Annotated in this window: 19 protein-coding genes; 3 read left to right on the forward strand and 16 right to left on the reverse strand. The window is 59.1% G+C overall.

All coding sequences use genetic code 11. The features are described from left to right. The first annotated feature begins 166 nt into the window (after window positions 1-166). A complete protein-coding gene (locus tag A7J50_RS27875; RefSeq protein WP_064454611.1) occupies window positions 167-808 on the forward strand; it encodes an HD domain-containing protein in 642 nt (213 codons plus the stop codon). 140 nt (window positions 809-948) lie between these two features. Here the strand turns inward: A7J50_RS27875 and A7J50_RS27880 are convergent, their stop codons facing one another. From A7J50_RS27880 to A7J50_RS27915, 8 genes are all read right to left on the reverse strand, one after another. Further along, window positions 949-1,833: an ABC transporter permease subunit gene (locus tag A7J50_RS27880; protein ID WP_003176774.1), complete on the reverse strand. Its 885-nt coding sequence runs from the start codon at window positions 1,831-1,833 to the stop codon at window positions 949-951. Next, window positions 1,830-2,750, reverse strand: a complete 921-nt coding sequence (locus A7J50_RS27885; RefSeq protein ID WP_064454612.1) for an ABC transporter permease subunit — start codon at window positions 2,748-2,750, stop codon at window positions 1,830-1,832. The genes A7J50_RS27880 and A7J50_RS27885 overlap by 4 nt, the downstream gene beginning before the upstream one ends. Further along, window positions 2,747-3,889 (reverse strand): ABC transporter ATP-binding protein, encoded by a 1,143-nt coding sequence (locus tag A7J50_RS27890; protein WP_003195240.1) that lies wholly within the window; start codon window positions 3,887-3,889, stop codon window positions 2,747-2,749. Before A7J50_RS27890 ends, A7J50_RS27885 begins: the two co-directional genes overlap by 4 nt. Before the next feature lie 72 nt (window positions 3,890-3,961). Further along, window positions 3,962-5,056 (reverse strand): polyamine ABC transporter substrate-binding protein, encoded by a 1,095-nt coding sequence (locus A7J50_RS27895; protein WP_064454613.1) that lies wholly within the window; start codon window positions 5,054-5,056, stop codon window positions 3,962-3,964. A gap of 147 nt (window positions 5,057-5,203) precedes the next feature. Then, the gene (locus A7J50_RS27900) at window positions 5,204-6,298 is read right to left on the reverse strand and encodes a polyamine ABC transporter substrate-binding protein (protein WP_053258811.1); all 1,095 of its coding nucleotides are present in this window, start codon (window positions 6,296-6,298) and stop codon (window positions 5,204-5,206) included. Between the two features lie 208 nt (window positions 6,299-6,506). Next, window positions 6,507-7,871 (reverse strand): aspartate aminotransferase family protein, encoded by a 1,365-nt coding sequence (locus A7J50_RS27905; RefSeq protein ID WP_064454614.1) that lies wholly within the window; start codon window positions 7,869-7,871, stop codon window positions 6,507-6,509. A gap of 58 nt (window positions 7,872-7,929) precedes the next feature. Next, entirely contained in the window at window positions 7,930-9,288 is a 1,359-nt protein-coding gene (locus A7J50_RS27910; protein WP_064454615.1) for a glutamine synthetase family protein, read from the reverse strand. A 39-nt stretch (window positions 9,289-9,327) separates the two neighbouring features. Next, window positions 9,328-10,107 carry a gamma-glutamyl-gamma-aminobutyrate hydrolase family protein gene (locus tag A7J50_RS27915; RefSeq protein WP_064454616.1) on the reverse strand — a complete coding sequence of 260 codons (780 nt, stop codon included), beginning with the start codon at window positions 10,105-10,107 and terminating at the stop codon, window positions 9,328-9,330. 278 nt (window positions 10,108-10,385) lie between these two features. On the opposite strand from A7J50_RS27915, the gene A7J50_RS27920 reads away from it, so the two are divergent. Both A7J50_RS27920 and A7J50_RS27925 read left to right on the forward strand, forming a co-directional pair. Beyond that, window positions 10,386-11,762: a glutamine synthetase family protein gene (locus A7J50_RS27920; protein WP_003213894.1), complete on the forward strand. Its 1,377-nt coding sequence runs from the start codon at window positions 10,386-10,388 to the stop codon at window positions 11,760-11,762. 229 nt (window positions 11,763-11,991) lie between these two features. Next, window positions 11,992-12,633: a TetR/AcrR family transcriptional regulator gene (locus A7J50_RS27925; RefSeq protein ID WP_064454617.1), complete on the forward strand. Its 642-nt coding sequence runs from the start codon at window positions 11,992-11,994 to the stop codon at window positions 12,631-12,633. A gap of 74 nt (window positions 12,634-12,707) precedes the next feature. On the opposite strand, the gene A7J50_RS27930 is transcribed toward A7J50_RS27925, so the two are convergent. The 8 genes from A7J50_RS27930 to A7J50_RS27965 form a co-directional block, all read right to left on the reverse strand. After that, the gene (locus A7J50_RS27930) at window positions 12,708-12,923 is read right to left on the reverse strand and encodes a TOBE domain-containing protein (RefSeq protein WP_003213899.1); all 216 of its coding nucleotides are present in this window, start codon (window positions 12,921-12,923) and stop codon (window positions 12,708-12,710) included. Between the two features lie 28 nt (window positions 12,924-12,951). Next, window positions 12,952-13,758, reverse strand: a complete 807-nt coding sequence (gene ssuB, locus A7J50_RS27935; protein ID WP_064454618.1) for an aliphatic sulfonates ABC transporter ATP-binding protein — start codon at window positions 13,756-13,758, stop codon at window positions 12,952-12,954. Further along, complete coding sequence (gene ssuC / locus A7J50_RS27940) at window positions 13,755-14,543, reverse strand: aliphatic sulfonate ABC transporter permease SsuC (RefSeq protein WP_064454619.1); 789 nt, start codon at window positions 14,541-14,543, stop codon at window positions 13,755-13,757. Before ssuC ends, ssuB begins: the two co-directional genes overlap by 4 nt. A 9-nt stretch (window positions 14,544-14,552) precedes the next feature. Then, window positions 14,553-15,701, reverse strand: a complete 1,149-nt coding sequence (gene ssuD, locus A7J50_RS27945; RefSeq protein WP_064454620.1) for an FMNH2-dependent alkanesulfonate monooxygenase — start codon at window positions 15,699-15,701, stop codon at window positions 14,553-14,555. Window positions 15,702-15,726: 25 nt separating this feature from the next. Further along, window positions 15,727-16,695 carry a sulfonate ABC transporter substrate-binding protein gene (locus A7J50_RS27950; RefSeq protein ID WP_064454621.1) on the reverse strand — a complete coding sequence of 323 codons (969 nt, stop codon included), beginning with the start codon at window positions 16,693-16,695 and terminating at the stop codon, window positions 15,727-15,729. A gap of 94 nt (window positions 16,696-16,789) precedes the next feature. Continuing rightward, window positions 16,790-17,383: an NADPH-dependent FMN reductase gene (gene ssuE / locus A7J50_RS27955; RefSeq protein WP_053258559.1), complete on the reverse strand. Its 594-nt coding sequence runs from the start codon at window positions 17,381-17,383 to the stop codon at window positions 16,790-16,792. 315 nt (window positions 17,384-17,698) lie between these two features. Then, window positions 17,699-18,337, reverse strand: a complete 639-nt coding sequence (locus A7J50_RS27960; protein WP_064454622.1) for a peroxiredoxin — start codon at window positions 18,335-18,337, stop codon at window positions 17,699-17,701. A 275-nt stretch (window positions 18,338-18,612) separates the two neighbouring features. Next, complete coding sequence (locus A7J50_RS27965; protein ID WP_064454623.1) at window positions 18,613-19,956, reverse strand: OprD family porin; 1,344 nt, start codon at window positions 19,954-19,956, stop codon at window positions 18,613-18,615. Window positions 19,957-20,091: the final 135 nt, after the last annotated feature.

Here is a 20,091-nt window from a genome sequence, read left to right on the forward strand (position 1 = left end):
GCTATCGCAGGCAAGCCAGCTCCCACATTTGCCCGAGTACACCCATGGCACGATGTGGCGGCACATTGGCCGGGATCGCACCCTCGCTGCGATGGCCCCGTCGCGGGCGCGCGACCAGACTGGACTCATCGGCGCCACCCCCGGCGCTTTGTTGAGGAGAACGACCATGAGTACCCCCATCGCCGGCATCCAGATCCCGGACAGCGCCCTGGCCAAGGCCACCACCGAATACATCCGCGACGTCGAGTCCGACCTGCTCTACCACCACTCCCGCCGGGTGTTCCTGTTCGGTGCCTTGAGCGGTGATCGCAAGCAACTGGCCTACAACCCGGAGCTGCTTTACGTCGGCGCAATGTTCCATGATCTGGGCCTGGTGCAAGGCCACCGCAGCGACAACGAGCGTTTCGAAGTGGACGGCGCCAACGCCGCCGCCGACTTCCTCAAGCCTTACGGCCTGAGCGATGACGACATCGAGCAAGTGTGGCTGTCCATCGCCCTGCACACCACGCCGGGCGTGCCGCAGCATCTGCGCCCGACCGTGGCGCTGGTAACTGCTGGTGTCGAGATGGACGTGCTGGGCATGGACTACGCCGCGTTTACCCACGAGCAGCGCGAAGCCGTGGTGCATGCACACCCACGCGGTGAAGGATTCAAGGAGTGCATCATCTGCGCGTTTGCCGACGGCTTGCGCCATCGCCCGCAGACCACGTTTGGCAACGTGAAGACCGACGTGCTGGTGGATCAGGAGCCGGGGTTCAAGCCGATGAATTTTGTGGAGGTGATTCGCAAGTCGCCGTGGGCTGCCTGAAACCCAATTTTACAAACACTGCAAAACGACTGTGGGAGCTGGCTTGCCTGCGATGAGGCCATGTCAATCGACTTATCTGTCGACTGACACACCGCCATCGCAGGCAAGCCAGCTCCCACATTTTTAACCCACTCCGGCAGTTAGACCGGTGCAGGCGCCCGGCGCTTGTCCGGCTGCTGCCAGCCATCCGCCGCGGCTTCTTCAATCGCTTGCTGGATAGCTTTCTTGCGATGCTCTTCAGCACGGCGGCTGAAGAACCACACCAGGAAGGTCACCAGCGACACCGCCAGCAGAATCAGGCTGGCCACGGCGTTGATCTCGGGTTTAACCCCAAGACGTACCGCCGAGAACACTTCCATCGGCAAGGTGGTTGAACCCGGGCCCGACACGAAGCTGGCAAGTACCAGGTCATCCAGGGACAGCGCGAACGACATCATGCCGCCCGCCGCCAACGACGGCGCGATCATCGGGATAGTGATCAGGAAGAACACCTTCCACGGCCGCGCGCCCAGGTCCATGGCCGCTTCTTCAATCGACAGGTCCAGCTCACGCAAGCGCGCCGACACCACCACTGCCACATACGCGGCACAGAACGTGGTGTGGGCGATCCAGATGGTGACGATGCCACGTTCCTGGGGCCAGCCGATCATCTGCGCCATGGCCACGAACAGCAGCAACAGCGACAGACCGGTGATCACTTCGGGCATCACCAACGGCGCCGTCACCAGGCCGCCGAACAGCGTGCGGCCCTTGAACTGGCTGATGCGCGTCAGCACGAAAGCTGCCAGTGTACCCAGCGCCACCGCAGCCACCGCCGTGTAGCAGGCGATTTCCAGGGAGCGCGCCACCGAGCCCATCAACTGGGTGTTGTCCAGCAGGCCCACGTACCACTTGATCGACCAACCGCCCCACACCGTCACCAGTTTGGATTCGTTGAACGAGTAGATCACCAGGATCAGCATCGGCAGGTAGATGAACAACAACCCCGCCACCAGCATGAAGCTTGAGAAACTGACGCGCTTCATATCTTGCCCTCCATCTCTTTGGCTTGGCTGCGGTTGAACAGGATGATCGGCACGATCAGGATCGCCAGCATCACCACCGCCAGGGCAGAGGCCACAGGCCAGTCACGGTTGTTGAAGAATTCTTGCCACAACACTTTACCGATCATCAGGGTTTCCGGACCGCCGAGCAGTTCCGGGATCACGAACTCGCCCACTACCGGAATGAACACCAGCATGCAGCCGGCGATGATGCCGTTCTTGGACAGCGGCACAGTGATTTTCCAGAAGCTGTTGAAGGTGCTCGAGCCCAGGTCGGACGCGGCTTCCAGCAGGCTCTGGTCGTGTTTGACCAGGTTGGCGTACAGCGGCAGGATCATGAACGGCAGGTACGAATAGACCACGCCGATGTACACCGCGATATTGGTGTTGAGGATCTGCAGCGGCTCGTTGATCAAGCCGATGGACATCAGGAAGCTATTGAGCAACCCGTTGTTGCTGAGGATGCCCATCCACGCATACACGCGGATCAGGATCGCGGTCCAGGTCGGCATCATGATCAGCAGCACCAGCACGGTCTGCATTTCTTTGCGCGCGCTGGCAATGGCATAGGCCATCGGGTAGCCGATCAACAGGCACAGAATCGTGCTGAAAAACGCCATCTTCAGCGAGCCCAGGTACGCGGCGATGTACAACTCGTCGTCGCCGAGCATCGCGTAGTTGCCCAGGTTGAGCACCAATTGCAGCTTTTGCTCAACGAAGGTGTAGATCTCGGTGTAAGGCGGGATCGCCACGTCGGCTTCGGCAAAGCTGATCTTCAAGACGATGAAGAACGGCAGTGCGAAAAACAGGAACAGCCAGAGGAAAGGGATCCCGATGACCACATGCCGGCCACCGGGTGTTATTCGTTGCAGCTGGCGTTTGAACTTCTTCATGTTCATGAGCGAAGTACCACGCCGCTGTCGTCTTCCCACCACACGTACACCTGGTCACCCCAGGTTGGGCGCTGGCCACGGCGTTCGGCGTTGGCGACGAAGGACTGCACCAGCTTGCCGCTCGGCAGTTCCACATAGAACACCGAGTGGCCGCCCAGGTAGGCGATGTCATGCACCTTGCCGCTGGACCAGTTGTGCTCGCAGGTCGGCATTTCGGTGGTAACCAACAGCTTTTCCGGGCGGATGGCGTAGGTCACCGACTTGTCTTCCACCGAGGTGGCGATGCCATAGCCCACGTAGATGTCACGGTCCAGGTCCGGGCACTTGAGCACCGCGTGGCCTTCGGCGTCGTCCACCACCTGGGTGTCGAAAATGTTCACGTTGCCGATGAACTCGCACACCAGACGGCTGGTAGGCGTTTCGTAGATGTCGATCGGGCTGCCGATCTGGGCGATCCAGCCCAGGTGCATGATCGCGATACGCTCGGCCATGGTCATGGCTTCTTCCTGGTCGTGGGTCACCATCACGCAGGTCACGCCCACGCGCTCGATGATCTCTACCAGTTCCAGTTGCATCTGCGAACGCAGCTTCTTGTCGAGTGCGCCCATCGGCTCGTCGAGCAGCAGCAGTTTCGGGCGCTTGGCCAGGGAACGCGCCAAGGCCACACGCTGACGCTGACCACCGGACAACTGGTGCGGCTTGCGCTTGGCGTACTGGCTCATCTGCACCAGCTTGAGCATCTCGGCCACGCGGGCGTCGACTTCAGCCTTGGGGATCTTGTCCTGTTGCAGGCCGAACGCAATGTTCTGCGCCACGGTCATGTGCGGGAACAAGGCGTAGGACTGGAACATCATGTTGATCGGCCGCTCGTAGGGCGGCATATCGGTAATGTCCACACCATCGAGGTAAATGCGACCTTCCGTTGGGCGCTCGAAGCCTGCGAGCATGCGCAGCAAGGTGGATTTGCCCGAACCTGATCCGCCGAGCAAGGCGAAGATCTCGCCTTTCTTGATTTCCAGGGACACATCGTCCACGGCGATCGTCTCGTCGAACTTCTTCGTGACCCGGTCGATTTTGACCAGCACCTTTTTCGGTGTCTGGTCGCCCTCGAGGGCTTTCTTATAGGCGCCGGAGGCAACTGCCATTTACGAAACTCCCAACAAAATTTGAGGTTCGCCCAATACGGGCGAAACCTTGGATAGTTTGAGCTTTAAGCCTTACTTGCCCGTTTTGACCTTGGTCCAGCTACGGGTCATTAAACGCTGCACTTTCGGGGGTAGCTCGAAGTTGACGAACGTCCGGTCGAGAACCGCCTGCGGTGGGTAAACCGCTGCGTCAGTGCGTATCGATTGCTTCATCAGTTTGTCCGCCCCGGGGTTAGGGTTGGCGTAACCGACGTAATCACTGACCTGAGCGATCACCTCAGGTTGCAGTAAATAGTTGATGAAGGCGTGAGCCTCTTTGACGTTGGTCGCATCCTTGGGGATCGCCAGCACGTCAAACCAGAGGTTGCCGCCTTCTTTCGGAATCGCGTAGGCGATGTTCACGCCTTTGCCTGCCTCGCTTGCGCGAGCCTTGGCCTGGAACACATCACCGGAGAAACCTGCCGCCACGCAGATGTTGCCGTTGGCCAGGTCAGAGATGTATTTGGAAGAATGGAAATAGGTCACGTAGGGCCGCACTTTGAGCAGCTTCTCTTCGGCCTTCTTGTAGTCTTCAGGGTTGGTACTGTTAGGGTTCAGGCCCATGTAGTTGAGCACCGCCGGCAGCATTTCATCCGCCGAGTCCATGAACGAGACCCCGCAAGTGGCCAGCTTCTTCATGTTTTCCGGCTCGAACAGCACGGCCCAGGAATCGATATGGTCGACGCCCAGCACTTCTTTGACTTTTTCGACGTTGTAACCAATGCCGTTGGTGCCCCACAGATACGGCACGGCGTATTGGTTACCCGGGTCGTTCTTTTCCAGACGCTTGAGCAGCGCCGGGTCCAGATTGGAATAGTTAGTCAGCAACGACTTGTCGAGCTTCTGAAACGCCCCGGCTTTGATTTGCTTGCCGAGGAAGTGGTTGGACGGCACGACCACGTCATAACCGGTACGCCCGGCGAGCAACTTGCCTTCCAGGGTTTCGTTGGAATCAAACACGTCATACACCGGCTTGATGCCGCTGGCCTTTTCAAAGTTGGCCAGGGTGTCGGCGCCGATGTAGTCCGACCAGTTATAAATATGCACCGTCGGCGCGGCCTGCACGCTGACAGCCAGCGTGATACCTGCACCCACCAGCAAGGCTTTGCGAAATAAAGAAATTGGCAAGTGGAGGTCCTCTTAAATAGTTGGGCCCGAAGTTGTTGCCCGGCAACAAAACCGGCGCGCAACTTACCCTCGATAAACCGATCCGGCAAAGCTTTCTGTCATTTAATTTGTGGGAGCGGCGGTTCGCCGCCCCCACGGTTCAAAGGCTTATTTGCCCGATTTGATTTTGGTCCAGCTGCGCGTCATTTCACGCTGAGTCGCAGCCGGCAAGTCAGCAATGGCGTAGAGCTTGGCCTGCACATCCGCTGGCGGGTAAATGCCCGGGTCGCTGGTGATGTCTTTGTCGACCAGTGCGGTGGCTTTCTCGTTACCGTTCGGGAAGCGGACGCTGTTGGTGATAGCGGCCATGACTTCCGGCTTGAGCAGGTAGTTCATGAACTTGTAGGCAGCATCGACGTTTTCGGCATCTTTAGGGATGGCGACCATGTCATAGAAGCTACCGGCGCCTTCTTTCGGAATGTCGTAGGCAACCTTGACCTTGCCACCGGCTTCAGCCGCGCGGGACTTGGCTTGCTGGATGTCCCCGGAGTAGCCCACGGCCACGCAGATGTTGCCGTTGGCCAGGTCCGAGATGTACTTGGACGAGTGGAAATAGCCGATCGATGGGCGCAGCTTGAGGAACAGGTCCTCGGCTTGCTTGAGGTCAGCTTTTTTCTGGGTGTCGGTCGGCAGGCCCAGGTAATGCAGCGCCACCGGCAGCATTTCGGTTGGCGAGTCGAGGAAGCTCACGCCGCAGCTTTTCAGCTTGGCGATGTTTTCCGGCTTCATCAGCACGTCCCACGAGTCGATCTTGTCCACGCCCAGCGCAGCCTTGACCTTCTCCGGGTTGTAACCGATGCCGATCGAGCCCCACATGTACGGGAAAGCGTGCTTGTTGTCCGGGTCGCTGACCGACACGGCTTTAAGCAGGGATTTGTTCAGGTTGGCGTAGTTGGACAGCTTGGACTTGTCCAGCTCCTGATAGACACCGGCCTTGATCTGCTTGGCGAGGAAGTTGTTCGACGGAACGACGATGTCGTAACCGGACTTGCCTGCCAGCAACTTGGCTTCCAGGGTCTCGTTGCTGTCAAAAACGTCGTACACCACTTTAATGCCCGACTCTTTTTCAAAGTTGGCGATGGTGTCCGGTGCAATGTAGTCGGACCAGTTGTAGACGTGCAGCACTTTATCGTCTGCCTGGGCCGCGCCCGCCATTGCGCCCATCAGGGACAACGCAAGGAGGGTCTTGCCAGCGTTCTTCAAACCTAATGCCTTCATTTGGTGATGCTCCAATTTTTTCTTTTTTGGGCCACGTTCTTTAGTCGTCTCACGACCCTTCCAAAGGGCAACAAAACACGGCGACAGTCTGGCAAGTTCAGGGGCCGGCTTTCAACCAAAGCCCCCTTTATTACTGCGTTTTTGTAACTGCCCGGACGCAGCGCCCGAAGCCGCAGCGCACTGAGCCTAGCACTTAGCCTTGCAATGCCGCCAAAGTCAGGTCCAGGCACTGGCGAGCCTTGGTCACCAGCTCGTCGATTTCCGCCTTGCTGATCACCAGCGGAGGCGAAATGATCATGGTGTCGCCCACGGCGCGCATGATCAGGCCATTCTCGAAGCAGAACGTGCGGCAGATCATGCCCACACCACGGCCTTCGTAACGTTTGCGCGTGGCCTTGTCCTGCACCAGCTCAATCGCCCCGAGCATGCCGACACCGCGAACTTCACCCACCAACGGGTGATCAGCCAGTTCCCTCAGACGTTTCTGCAAATACGGTGCCGTTTCTTCGTGCACACGGTTAACGATTTTTTCATCGCGCAGAATCCGGATGTTTTCCAGGGCTACCGCTGCCGCCACCGGGTGACCGGAATAGGTGAAGCCGTGGTTGAAATCACCGCCTTCATTGAGCACGGCAACCACGTCGTCGTGCACGATCAGGCCACCCATAGGGATGTAACCCGAGGTCAGGCCCTTGGCGATGGTCATCATGTGTGGCTTGAGGCCGTAGAAGTCGCTGCCGAACCATTCACCGGTACGGCCGAAACCGCAGATCACTTCATCGGCGACGAATAGGATGTCGTACTTGGCGAGGATTTCCTTGATGCGCGGCCAGTAGGTCTCTGGCGGCACGATCACGCCACCGGCACCCTGGATCGGCTCGGCAATAAAGGCACCGACATTGTCCACGCCCAGTTCCAGGATCTTCTCTTCAAGCTGGTTGGCGGCCCATACCCCGAACTCTTCCGGGCTCATGTCGCCGCCTTCGCCATACCAGTACGGCTGGGCGATATGGGTGATGCCCGGGATCGGCAAGTCGCCCTGTTCATGCATGTACGTCATGCCGCCCAGGCTGGCGCCGGCCACGGTGGAGCCGTGATAGCCATTCTTGCGGCTGATGATGATCTTCTTGTTCGGCTGGCCCTTGATCGCCCAGTAGTGGCGGACCATGCGCAACATGGTGTCGTTGCCTTCCGAGCCTGAGCCGGTGAAGAACACGTGGTTCATGCCGGCCGGTGCGATCTCGGAAATCACCTTGGCCAGTTCCAGCACCGGTGGGTGAGCGGTCTGGAAGAACAGGTTGTAGTACGGCAGCTCTTTCATCTGCTTGGCGGCGGCGTCAGCCAGTTCGTCGCGACCGTAACCGATCGCCACGCACCACAGGCCGGCCATGCCGTCGAGGATCTTGTTGCCTTCGCTGTCCCACAGGTAAACGCCGTGGGCTTTGGTGATAATCCGTGGGCCTTTCACTTTCAATTGCTTGAAGTCGCTGAACGGCGCCAGGTGGTGATCATTGCTCAAGGCTTGCCATTCACGGGTTTGCGGGTTGTTGCTGGACATACCAATCTCCTAGACTTTTCAGGTGTGGGCGCGCCAATCCCAAGGCGCGCCCGACGCATCAGACGGCGAAGAGCAGGAATTCCCGCTCCCACGAACTGATCACGCGCTTGAAGTTTTCATGCTCGGCCCGCTTGACCGCGACGTAGCCTGTGATGAATTTTTGACCCAAATATTTTTCGATGGTCTTGCTGTTTTCCATACGCTCCAGGGCGTCTTCGATGGTCAACGGCAGGCGCAGGTTGCGGCGCTCGTAACCTCGGCCCACCACCGGCGCGCTCGGGTTATGGCCTTCGACCATACCGATGTAGCCGCACAGCAAGCTGGCGGCAATCGCCAGGTACGGATTGGCGTCGGCGCCCGGCAGGCGGTTTTCCACGCGACGGTTCTGCGGGCCGGCATCCGGTACGCGCAGGCCGACGGTGCGGTTTTCTTCGCCCCACTCCACGTTCACCGGCGCCGAGGTGTCGGGCAGGAAGCGGCGGAACGAGTTCACGTTCGGCGCAAACAGCGGCAGCAATTCAGGGATGAATTTCTGCAGGCCGCCAATGTGATTGAGGAACAGCTGGCTCATGGTCCCGTCTTCATTAGAGAAGACGTTCTTGCCGGTGGCGATGTCGATGATGCTCTGGTGCAAGTGCATCGCGCTGCCGGGCTCGCCGGTCATGGGCTTGGCCATGAAGGTGGCGGCTACGTTGTGCTTGAGCGCGGCCTCACGCATGGTGCGCTTGAACACCAGGATCTGGTCGGCCAGGGACAGCGCATCGCCATGACGGAAGTTGATTTCCATCTGCGCGGTGCCGTCCTCGTGGATCAGGGTGTCGAGGTCAAGCTCCTGGAGTTCACACCAGTCGTAGACGTCTTCGAACAACGGGTCGAACTCGTTGGCCGCTTCTATAGAGAAGGACTGGCGACCGGTCTCCGGGCGCCCGGAACGGCCGATCGGCGGTTGCAGCGGGAAGTCCGGGTCTTCGCAGCGTTTGGTCAGGTAGAACTCCATTTCCGGCGCCACGATCGGCTGCCAGCCTCGGTTGGCGTAGAGCTGGAGGACTTTCTTGAGCACATTGCGCGGCGACAGCTCGATCGGGTTGCCTTGCTTGTCGTAGGTGTCGTGAATCACCTGGGCGGTAGGCTCGATGGCCCAGGGCACCAGGAATACGGCGTTCTGGTCGGGACGGCAGATCATGTCGATGTCGGCCGGGTCGAGCAATTCGTAATAGATGTCGTCTTCGACATAGTCGCCGGTCACGGTCTGCAACAGAACGCTCTCGGGCAGGCGCATGCCTTTTTCGGCGATGAACTTGTTGGTCGGCGAGATCTTGCCCCGGGTGATGCCGGTGAGGTCGCCAATCATGCATTCGACTTCTGTGATCTTGTGGTCTTTCAACCAATCGGTGAGCTGGTCGAGGTTGTTACTCATAAATGCCTCTGGGCTGTGTTTCCTGACATCCATTAAAGGTCAGGCGTTGTTTGACGCAGCATCCGCGTCGCGTTGCATCGCCCGCGTTCGACAGGCCGAGCCAAAGGCCTGGAAGATCGCGAGATAGTGCGGGTTAGAGCTTACCTGCCATTCGGGGTGCCATTGCACTCCTAAAGCAAAAGCCTTGCCCGCAGTGTAAGAAAAAGCTTCGATCAACCCATCCGGCGCAGTGGCTTCGACCTGCAGCCCCGGCGCCAGGCGATCAACGCCCTGGCCGTGAATCGAGTTGACCTGAATGGTCTGCGGCAACCCCAGGCTTGCCAGGACGCCATGCGGGGCGATCGCCACGGCGTGCGCCGGGCCGTACTGAATCTCCAGCGGCTGGGTGTCGTCTTCGCGGTGATCCATCATGCCCGGCACTTCATGAACCTTCTGGTGCAGGCTGCCACCCAACGCCACGTTCATTTCCTGGAACCCACGGCAGATGCCCAGCACCGGCACGCCTGCCGCAATCGCGGCACGCAGCAACGGCAGCGTGGTCTGGTCCCGTGCAGAATCATGAGCAGTCCCGGGCGCGCTGGCCGGACCGTCGTAGAGAAAGGGTTCGATATTGGAGGGGGAGCCGGTAAATAGAATGCCATCCAGACCGTCAAGAATATTGGCCGGGTCGAGCAAATCGCCCAAGGATGGAATGATCAATGGCAAGCCCTTGGCAGCGATGGCCACTGCACGGACGTATTTGTCGCCACTGATGTGATAAGCATGCAGACCGACCTGTTTGGAGCAGGCGGTGACGCCGATTAACGGCAGGCGAGACATGAAGCACCCCGGTATTATTGCTGTTATGGGTTTGAATCGAGCTTAGCCTTGTTCATTTTTTTACACAACACCCCCGTAAAAAATACAACACGGCCCGCTCAAGCCTGCTAGTCCCAAGGCCTTCAAACCCAAAAAAACGCCCCAAAAAGCCCCAAAAAAGGCCTCAAGGCGCTTTTTTAGGGCAAAAAAGGCCTCGCTTGACTTCGGCAAGCCGTTCGGGTTGACTGAAACCAGAAAAGATCAATGATTGATATTTTTAACAACAAAGGTGTTGCATCATGTCGGTACCCCCGCGTGCCGTTCAGCTTAACGAAGCGAACGCGTTCCTTAAGGATCATCCTGAGGTTCTGTACGTAGACCTTCTAATTGCGGATATGAATGGTGTGGTGCGCGGCAAGCGCATCGAACGCACCAGCCTCCACAAGGTTTACGAGAAGGGCATTAACCTGCCTGCCTCTTTATTTGCCCTGGATATCAATGGCTCGACAGTGGAAAGCACTGGCCTGGGTCTGGACATCGGTGATGCTGACCGAATCTGTTATCCGATCCCTGACACCCTGTGCAATGAGCCGTGGCAAAAGCGCCCAACCGCGCAACTGCTGATGACCATGCACGAACTTGAAGGTGAACCTTTCTTCGCCGATCCTCGCGAAGTGCTCCGCCAAGTTGTCAGCAAGTTTGACGACCTCGGTCTGACCATCTGTGCTGCCTTCGAGCTTGAGTTCTACCTGATCGACCAGGAGAACGTGAACGGCCGCCCACAACCGCCCCGCTCGCCGATCTCCGGCAAACGCCCGCACTCGACACAGGTCTACCTGATCGACGACCTCGACGAATACGTCGACTGCCTCCAGGACATCCTGGAAGGTGCCAAAGAGCAAGGCATCCCGGCTGACGCCATCGTCAAGGAAAGTGCCCCGGCGCAGTTCGAAGTGAACCTGCACCACGTGGCCGACCCGATCAAGGCTTGCGATTACGCCGTACTGCTCAAGCGCCTGATCAAGAACATCGCCTACGACCATGAGATGGACACCACCTTCATGGCCAAGCCTTACCCAGGCCAGGCAGGCAATGGTTTGCACGTACACATTTCGATCCTGGACAAGGACGGCAAGAACATCTTTGCCAGCGAGGATCCCGAGCAGAACGCCGCATTGCGTCACGCGATCGGCGGTGTGCTCGAGACCCTACCCGCCCAAATGGCGTTCCTGTGCCCCAACGTCAACTCCTACCGTCGTTTCGGCGCACAGTTCTACGTGCCGAACTCGCCGTGCTGGGGCCTGGACAACCGCACTGTGGCGATTCGCGTACCCACGGGCTCCTCGGATGCCGTACGTATCGAACACCGTGTGGCCGGCGCCGACGCCAACCCTTACCTGCTGATGGCTTCGGTCCTGGCAGGCGTGCACCACGGTCTGACCAACAAGATCGAGCCTGGCGCTCCAGTGGAAGGCAACAGCTACGAGCAGAACGAACAGAGCCTGCCGAACAACCTGCGCGATGCCCTGCGCGAGTTGGACGACAGCGAGGTGATGGCCAAGTACATCGATCCTAAATACATCGATATCTTCGTCGCCTGTAAGGAAAGTGAGCTGGAAGAGTTCGAACACTCCATCTCCGACCTTGAGTACAACTGGTACCTGCATACCGTGTAAGCAGTGGTTGTACTGAAAAACGCCTCCGGCCTTTGGTCTGTGGCGTTTTTTTATGGGTTTCTTCCGGTTGACCGAGTCGGCCTCATCGGGAGCAAGCCCCCTCCCACACTTGACTGCTTTTCAAGGTTGGAACTCAGTCAACTGTGGGAGGGGCTTGCTCCCGATGGCGCCTTGGCAGACAACACCGGTTCCTGCTCATACAATGCCCGCTGCCTTGTAGGAGACTTCCATGACCACCCGCCCTGCCGCCCCTCGCAAACCCCGCGCCCGCAGCCAGGCCAGGATCGATGCGATCCTTGATGCCGCCCGCACGTTGCTGGCGACCGAAGGCGTGGCCAGTTTGTCGATCTACAGCGTGGCGGAACGGGCACAGATTCCACCGTCGTCGGTGTATCACTTTTTCGCCAGCGTGCCGGCGCTACTGGAAGCGTTGACCGCCGATGTGCATGCGGCATTCCGCGCAGCCATCCAGACGCCTATCGAGCATGCTGCACTCAAGCACTGGCGCGATCTGTCCTGCATCGTCGAACAGCGCATGCTCACGGTCTACGAGCACGACGCCGCCGCCCGCCAGTTGATCCTGGCTCAGCATGGGCTCACCGAAGTGACCCAGGCCGACCGCCAGCATGATCTGGAGTTGGGGGATTTGATGCTGGCCGTGTTCAACCGCCACTTCGAAGTGCCGACGCTGCCTGAGGATGTGGATGTGTTCGCCTTGGCGCTGGAACTGAGCGACCGCGTCTATGCGCGCTCGGTGCATCAGCATGGGCAGATTACGCCGCGCATGGCGGAAGAAGGGATGCGGGTGTTTGATGCGTATGTGGGGCTTTATTTGCCGGCGTACTTGCCAAAGCGGGCGGTGACTGGCTGATTGATGCATTGCCTGGGCAGGCGCCATCGCGGGCTTGCTCGCGAAAGCGGCCTTAAAAGCACCGCAAATCCCGATCACAACTTGGCGATCGACACCTCGGTGGACTTAACGAAGGCAATCACTTCGCTGCCAATCACCAACTCCAGCTCTTTGACCGAGCGGGTGGTGATGACAGACGTCACGATACCGGACGCCGTCTGCACGTCGATTTCCGACAGCACGTCACCTTCTACGATTTCCTTGATAGTGCCTTTGAACTGGTTACGCACGTTGATGGCTTTAATAGTCATGGTGTTCTTCCTTCGAGGGACAAGTGAGTTATTGCGCCCAACGCAATTGCGTCGGCAGCGGTGAAACAGGTTCGGGTTCCGGCGGCGTGCCGGGCAGCGACAGCACACGGTTAAGCACTTCGGCCTCCAGCGCTGCCAGGCGATGCGACCCACGGGCGCGGGGTCGCGGCAGATCGACAATCAGGTCGAGGCCGACTTCACCGTCTTCGATCAGGATTACCCGGTCGGCAATCGCCACGGCCTCGCTGACATCGTGGGTCACCAGCAACACGGTGAAGCCGTGCTTCTGCCACAGGTTTTCGATCAGTTGCTGCATCTCGATGCGCGTCAGGGCGTCCAACGCTCCCAAAGGCTCATCCAGCAGCAGCAGGCGCGGTTGGTGAATCAGCGCACGCGCCAAGGCCACCCGCTGCTTCTGGCCACCGGACAACGCCGCCGGCCACTCATTCGCACGCTCGGCCAGGCCGACCGCCTCCAGCGCATCCAGCGCTTTGGGGCGCCAGTTACCTTTGAGGCCCAGGCCCACGTTGTCGATGATCTTTTTCCACGGCAGCAGGCGGGCTTCCTGGAACATCAACCGCGTGTCCTCAATCGCTTCGCTCAGCGGTGCGGAGCCGGCCAACAGTTCGCCGCCGCTGGCTTTGTCCAGCCCGGCCAGCAGGCGCAGCAAGGTACTTTTGCCACACCCACTGCGACCGACCACGGCCACAAACTGCCCAGCGGGGATGTGCAGGTCGATGTCCTTGAGCACTTCCCGCGCACCAAAGGCCTTGCGCAATTTGCGCACCGCCAGCGGGATACCCTTGAGCAGGCGTGGAGGTTGTTGAGCGGTCATGCCGCACCTCCTTTATTCACTTGGTAAGCCGGATGCCAGCGCAGCCACACACGTTCCAGGCCGCGAGCAGCCAGGTCGGCGAGCTTGCCGAGGATGGCGTACATGACGATGGCCAATACCACCACGTCGGTTTGCAGGAATTCACGGGCGTTCATCGCCAGGTAACCAATGCCGGAGCTGGCCGAGATGGTTTCCGCCACGATCAGCGTCAACCACATAAAGCCCAGCGCAAAACGCACGCCCACCAGAATCGAAGGCAATGCGCCCGGCAGGATCACCTGACGGAACAAGCTGAAGCCGGACAAGCCGTAGCTGCGCGCCATTTCCACCAGCGCCGGGTCGACGTTGCGAATGCCGTGATACGTGTTCAGGTAGATCGGGAACAGCGTGCCGAGGGCGACCAGGAAAATCTTCGCGGTCTCGTCAATGCCGAACCACAGGATCACCAGCGGAATCAGCGCCAGGTGTGGCACGTTGCGGATCATCTGCACCGAGCTGTCCAACAGGCGTTCGCCCCATTTCGACAGGCCGGTGATAAAGCCCAGGGCCAGGCCGATGCTGCCACCGATCACAAAGCCCAGGCCGGCACGCCAGCCGCTGATGGCCAGGTGCGTCCAGATTTCGCCGCTGCGCACCAGGTTAACCCCGGCTTCGATCACCGCACTCGGCGCCGGCAGAATGCGTGTCGACAACCAACCCGCCGACACCGACAACTGCCACACCGCCAGCAACAAGATCGGCAGCACCCAGGGCGCGACGCGATGGCTTAGTTTTTCAACGTTCATGACGGCGCCTCAGCTCTGCGACGCAGCTTTGGGAAGGATGTCGTTGGCGACCATCTCGCCGAACGGGCTGACGTAACCGGCGCTTTTCGGCAACTCGGGACGTTCGATGTCCAGGTGCGGGAACAACAGCTCAGCCACGCGGTACGACTCTTCCAGGTGTGGATAACCGGAGAAGATGAAGGTATCGATGCCCAGCGCAGCGTATTCATTGACACGTGCCGCAACGGTTGGGCCATCACCCACCAGCGCAGTACCCGCACCACCGCGTACCAGGCCGACACCGGCCCACAGGTTGGGGCTGACTTCGAGGTTGTCACGGTTACCGCCGTGTAAGGCCGCCATGCGTTGCTGGCCGACGGAATCGAAGCGCGCGAGGGAGGCCTGGGCACGGGCGATGGTCTCGTCGTCCAAGTGGGAGATCAGTTTGTCCGCAGCTTTCCACGCCTCATCGTTGGTTTCACGCACGATCACATGCAGGCGAATACCGAAGCGCACCGTGCGCCCAAGTTTCGCGGCCTTGGCCCGCACCTGTTCGATTTTTTCAGCGACAGCGGCCGGAGGCTCGCCCCAGGTCAGCACCATTTCCACTTGTTCAGCGGCCAGGTCCTGGGCGGCTTCGGAGGAGCCGCCGAAGTACAGCGGCGGACGCGGCTGCTGGATCGGCGGGTAGAGCAATTTGGCGCCTTTGACGCTGATGTGTTCACCGTCGTAATCCACGGTTTCACCTTCCAGCACGCGACGCCAGATGCGGGTGAATTCCACGGAGGCCTGATAGCGCTCTTCGTGGCTGAGGAACAAACCGTCGCCGGCCAGCTCTTCCGGATCACCACCGGTCACCAGGTTAAACAGCGCACGGCCACCGGACAGGCGGTCCAGGGTCGCCGCCTGACGCGCAGCCACCGTCGGGGAAATGATCCCGGGGCGCAGGGCGACAAGGAATTTCAGACGCTGGGTCACCGGGATCAGCGAGGCGGCCACCAGCCACGAGTCTTCGCAGGAGCGGCCGGTCGGGATCAACACCCCGCCGAAACCCAGGCGGTCGGCCGCCTGTGCCACTTGTTGCAGGTAACCATGGTCGACGGCGCGAGCGCCTTCGGCGGTACCCAGGTAATGGCCGTCGCCGTGGGTAGGCAGGAACCAGAAAATATTGAGGCTCATGGAGTTGTCTCCTGAAGAAGTCGAATTACGGCGCTTTGGCAACGGCGGCGGGTGGCGTCCAGATCACGTCCTTGATGCTCAAGGGTTTGGGGATCAATTTGAGCTGGTAGAAGCTGTCGGCGATTTTCTGCTGGGCGGCGACCACTTCCGGGGTCAGGAACAATGCGCCGTAGCCTTGGCGTTTCACCGAGGTCAGGGTGATGTCAGCGGGCAGGCCGAGCAGCGGTGCGACTTGTTCCGTGACTTCCTGCGGGTTGGCTTTGGACCACTCGCCTACCGCACGCACTTCTTCCACCAGCGCCTTGATCACATCCGGGTGCTGTGTGGCGTAAGGTTTGGTGGCCAGGTAGAACTGGTGGTTGTCGGCGATGCCGGTGCCGTCACGCAGGGTGCGCGCTTGCAGTTGTTTCTCGGCGGCGGCCTGGTACGGGTCCCAGATCACCCAGGCGTCTACGCTGCCTCGCTCGAACGCGGCGCGGGCATCGGCGGGCGGCAGGAACACGGTGTGCACGTCGGTGTATTTCAGGCCGGCATCCTCCAGGGCGCGTACCAGCAGGTAGTGCACGTTGGAGCCTTTGTTGAGCACGATTTTCTTGCCCTTGAGCTCGGCCACGGACTTGATCGTCGAGTCTTTGGGCACCAGGATCGCTTCACTGGTCGGTGCTGGCGGTTCGTAGGCGACATAAAGCAGATCGGCGCCGGCGGCCTGGGCGAATACCGGCGGGGTTTCGCCGGTGACGCCGAAGTCGATGGAACCGACGTTCAGGCCTTCGAGCAGTTGCGGGCCACCGGGGAATTCCGTCCACTGCACCTGCACGCCCTGGGCGGCCAGGCGTTTTTCCAGGGTGCCCTTGGCCTTGAGCAACACGAGGGTGCCGTACTTCTGATAACCGATCCGCAGGGTTTCGGCGGCGTGGGCTTGAACCATGGCGCCGAAGGACACAGCCGCAGCAAACAGTGCGACCAGACCACGACGCAAGATGACAGTGCGCATGGCGCTCTCTCCAAAAAATGCGATTAGGGGGTTGGCTGCACCTGCTTGGCCGTTGGCGGCTGAGTAAGGTGAGTACTACACAATCCGGTAAGACTTAAATGCTCCAGCGAGCACTCAATAAACGGTCATTCAACACATTGGGATCAAGGGGTTTTGGGCGACGGGCCATGGCGCTATAGAGCGTCTCCAGGGCCTCGTGCAAACGCTGTTCAAGCACCGGCACCAGTTGCGCCTGGGCACTGCCTTCGCCGTAAGCGATCTGGCTGTCTTCGGCAAAGATGCCGTGGAGCAACTCTTGGGCTTTGAGGGCCGACAACACCGGCTTCAAGGCGTAGTCCACCGCCAGCATGTGGGCGATGCTGCCGCCGGTGGCCATCGGTAAGACGATCTTGTGAGCCAGGGCGCGCTCAGGCAGCAGATCGAGCACGGTTTTCAGCGCGCCCGAGAACGAGGCCTTGTACACCGGCGTGGCGATGACCAGGCCGTCGGCGTTGGCGACTTGCTGCAACAGATCGATAACTTTGGGGCTGTCGAAGCGGGCGTGCAGCAAGTCTTCGGCCGGGAAGTCCCGTATCTGATAACTCACGACTTCCACGCCTTTGTCTTGCAGCCACTGACGGGTTTTTTCCAGCAAGACCCCGGAGCGGGAACGCTGGCTGGGACTGCCTCCAAGTGTTACGACCAACATGCAGGTATTCCTTGAGCAAGTGTCGGCGGTTCGCTGTGTGCGGTGGCGCCAAGATGGGACAGACCATATCAGCTGATTTATATATCTATAAATCTTATTTTTTCATTTGTTTATTCCCTAAAAATATATGAGATTTATGAATCTTCAGACGAAAAAAAAGGCCGTCGAAACGGCCTGAAAACCCCTGCTGTGTGAGACGGTCTACAACTTGAAACCTGTGTCCATTTGAAGTCTGCTATCGCGGGCAAGCCCGGCTCCCACAGTTGACCGCATTCCCCTGTGGGAGCGGGCTTGCCCGCGATAGCGGTTTCAGCCTCAGCGATTCGGCTGTGGGGTAAGCCGCAGATACGGCTTCACCGCGCGATAACCTTTCGGAAAGCGTTGCTTGATCTCTTCCTCGTCCTTGAGCGACGGCACGATCACCACTTCATCGCCGTCCTGCCAGTTGGCGGGCGTGGCGACCTTGTGGCTGTCGGTCAGCTGCAGCGAGTCGATAACCCGCAGGATTTCGTGGAAGTTGCGGCCAGTGCTGGCCGGGTAGGTAATCGTCAGGCGAACCTTCTTGTTCGGGTCGATCACGAACAAGGAGCGCACGGTGAGGGTGTCACTGGCGTTCGGGTGGATCAGGTCGTACAGGTCCGACACCTTGCGATCGGCATCCGCCAGGATCGGGAAGTTAACGACCGTGTTCTGGGTTTCGTTGATGTCTTCAATCCACTTGTGGTGCGAGTCCACCGGGTCTACCGACAGCGCGATAGCCTTGACGCCGCGCTTGGCGAATTCGTCCTTGAGCTTGGCGGTAAAGCCCAACTCGGTGGTGCACACCGGAGTGAAGTCCGCCGGATGGGAAAACAGCACGCCCCAGCTATCGCCCAGCCACTCATGGAAACGAATCTTGCCGGCGCTGGAATCCTGTTCGAAGTCGGGGGCGATGTCGCCCAATCTTAGGCTCATGGTGTAGCTCCTGGTGAGTGCTTATGGAGCCTACTGTGCATGGGTTAGAGATTATTTAAAAAGAATAAATATCGCTTTATCTAGACGATAAAAGAATATTAAAAATCTGTTCATTGGACTTGGCAACGGGCAAGGATCAACATCCGTTTCAAGGTTCGAGAAGGCCTTGAGACGCTGTAAAGAGAGGGGATTCAGGAAGGGCTTGCGGGGGTTGAGCCCGACTTGAACAGTAAAAGTACCCTGCCCGGCATTGCGCCGGGCAAGGTTTTACACGCTTACAACAGCGGGATCGAGTAGCTGACGATCAGACGGTTTTCGTCTTGATCGCGGGTAGCAACGTCGGTACGCCACATTGCGTTCTTCCAAGCCACGCCAAGGTTTTTCAGCGGGCCTTGTGGAACAACGTAGGCCAGGGTGATATCGCGTTCCCACTCAGACTTGTCGCCAGCGGTGGTCTGGATATTGGTACCTTTGAGGTAAACAATACCAGCGGTCAGGCCAGGCACGCCGATTTTGGCGAAGTCATACGCGTAACGAGCTTGCCAGGTGCGCTCGCCGGCACGGGCGAACTTCTGGATTTGCATGTCGGTCGTGGTGCTGTTCGACGAACCGTCGCCTTGGTTCAGCCAAGGGAAGTCACTGTCGCCATTGGTGTACTGATAACCGCCACCAAAGGTGTGGCCATTAATCGAGTACAGACCCAGGTAGCTGTAGAGGTCGTTGTCAACCTTGCCAGCGGTAACAGGCTTGGCACCGTCGGTGTAGTAACCCGAGGTGTAGTAGCCGGCAGTGTTGCCATTTGCGCCGTTGTCGCGGCTGCGGTAGTAACGCAGGTCACTTTTCAGCACGCCTGGGCCGATTGCCCAGTTGTGTACCAAGCCCAGGAAGTTCTGGGAGTAAAAATCTTTCAGCTCGCCGAAGTAGTACGAAGCGGTCAGATCCTTGGTGATTTTGTAGTCAGCACCAGCGTAGTAGAACTTGTTGCTGAATTTGCCGGTGTCGTAGTTGGAGCTTTTGTTAGCGCCAGCAATCGACAGATTTTCGTTGTTGCTCGAGTTACGGCCCTTGGCCGACTCGATCTGACCAGCAGTCAGGGTCAAGTCTTTGATTTCGTTAGAAACGATCTCGCCGCCCTGGAAGGTCTGAGGCAACAGGCGACCATCGTTGGTCTTGATCACCGGGTTGTTTGGCTGCAGGGTGCCAATTTTCGCTACGGTCTGGGAGATCTTGACCTTACCGGTCACGCCCAGGCTGGCGAAATCGCTGACGGCTTTGTTGCCGTCGCTTGGGAACACAGTGCCGCCCGAAGCGGTGCCGCTGTAGTTGCCGTGGTTATCGCGGCTGGAGTCCAGGCGCATGCCGTACAGGCCGATAGCGTCAACACCAAACTGAACGGTACCTTGGGTAAAACCCGATATGAAACGCAGGTCGAAGCCTTGGCCCCATTCAGCGTTCTTGCTACGGCTGCTCGCAGTAGGAGCGCCATCGCGGTTGTCAGTGTTGATGTAAAAGTTACGCAGACCCAGAGTGGCCTTGCTGTCTTCGATGAAACCGGCGGAGTTTGCCTGTTGGGCAATCGCAGCGACAGCCACGGCCAACGCCAATGTTGACTTCTTCATGTACCGCTCCTCTCATTTCTAATTTTTGTATTTCTTAGGTCTCGGGTCTGACGCCCTAGATCCACAGATGCGCGATTAGCGCCAGATAGTGACTACCAAGTCAATCGTAACTTTGTATGTCTACTACCTTCGTCT

Source organism: Pseudomonas antarctica (genome assembly GCF_001647715.1).
GTDB lineage: Bacteria > Pseudomonadota > Gammaproteobacteria > Pseudomonadales > Pseudomonadaceae > Aquipseudomonas > Aquipseudomonas antarctica_A.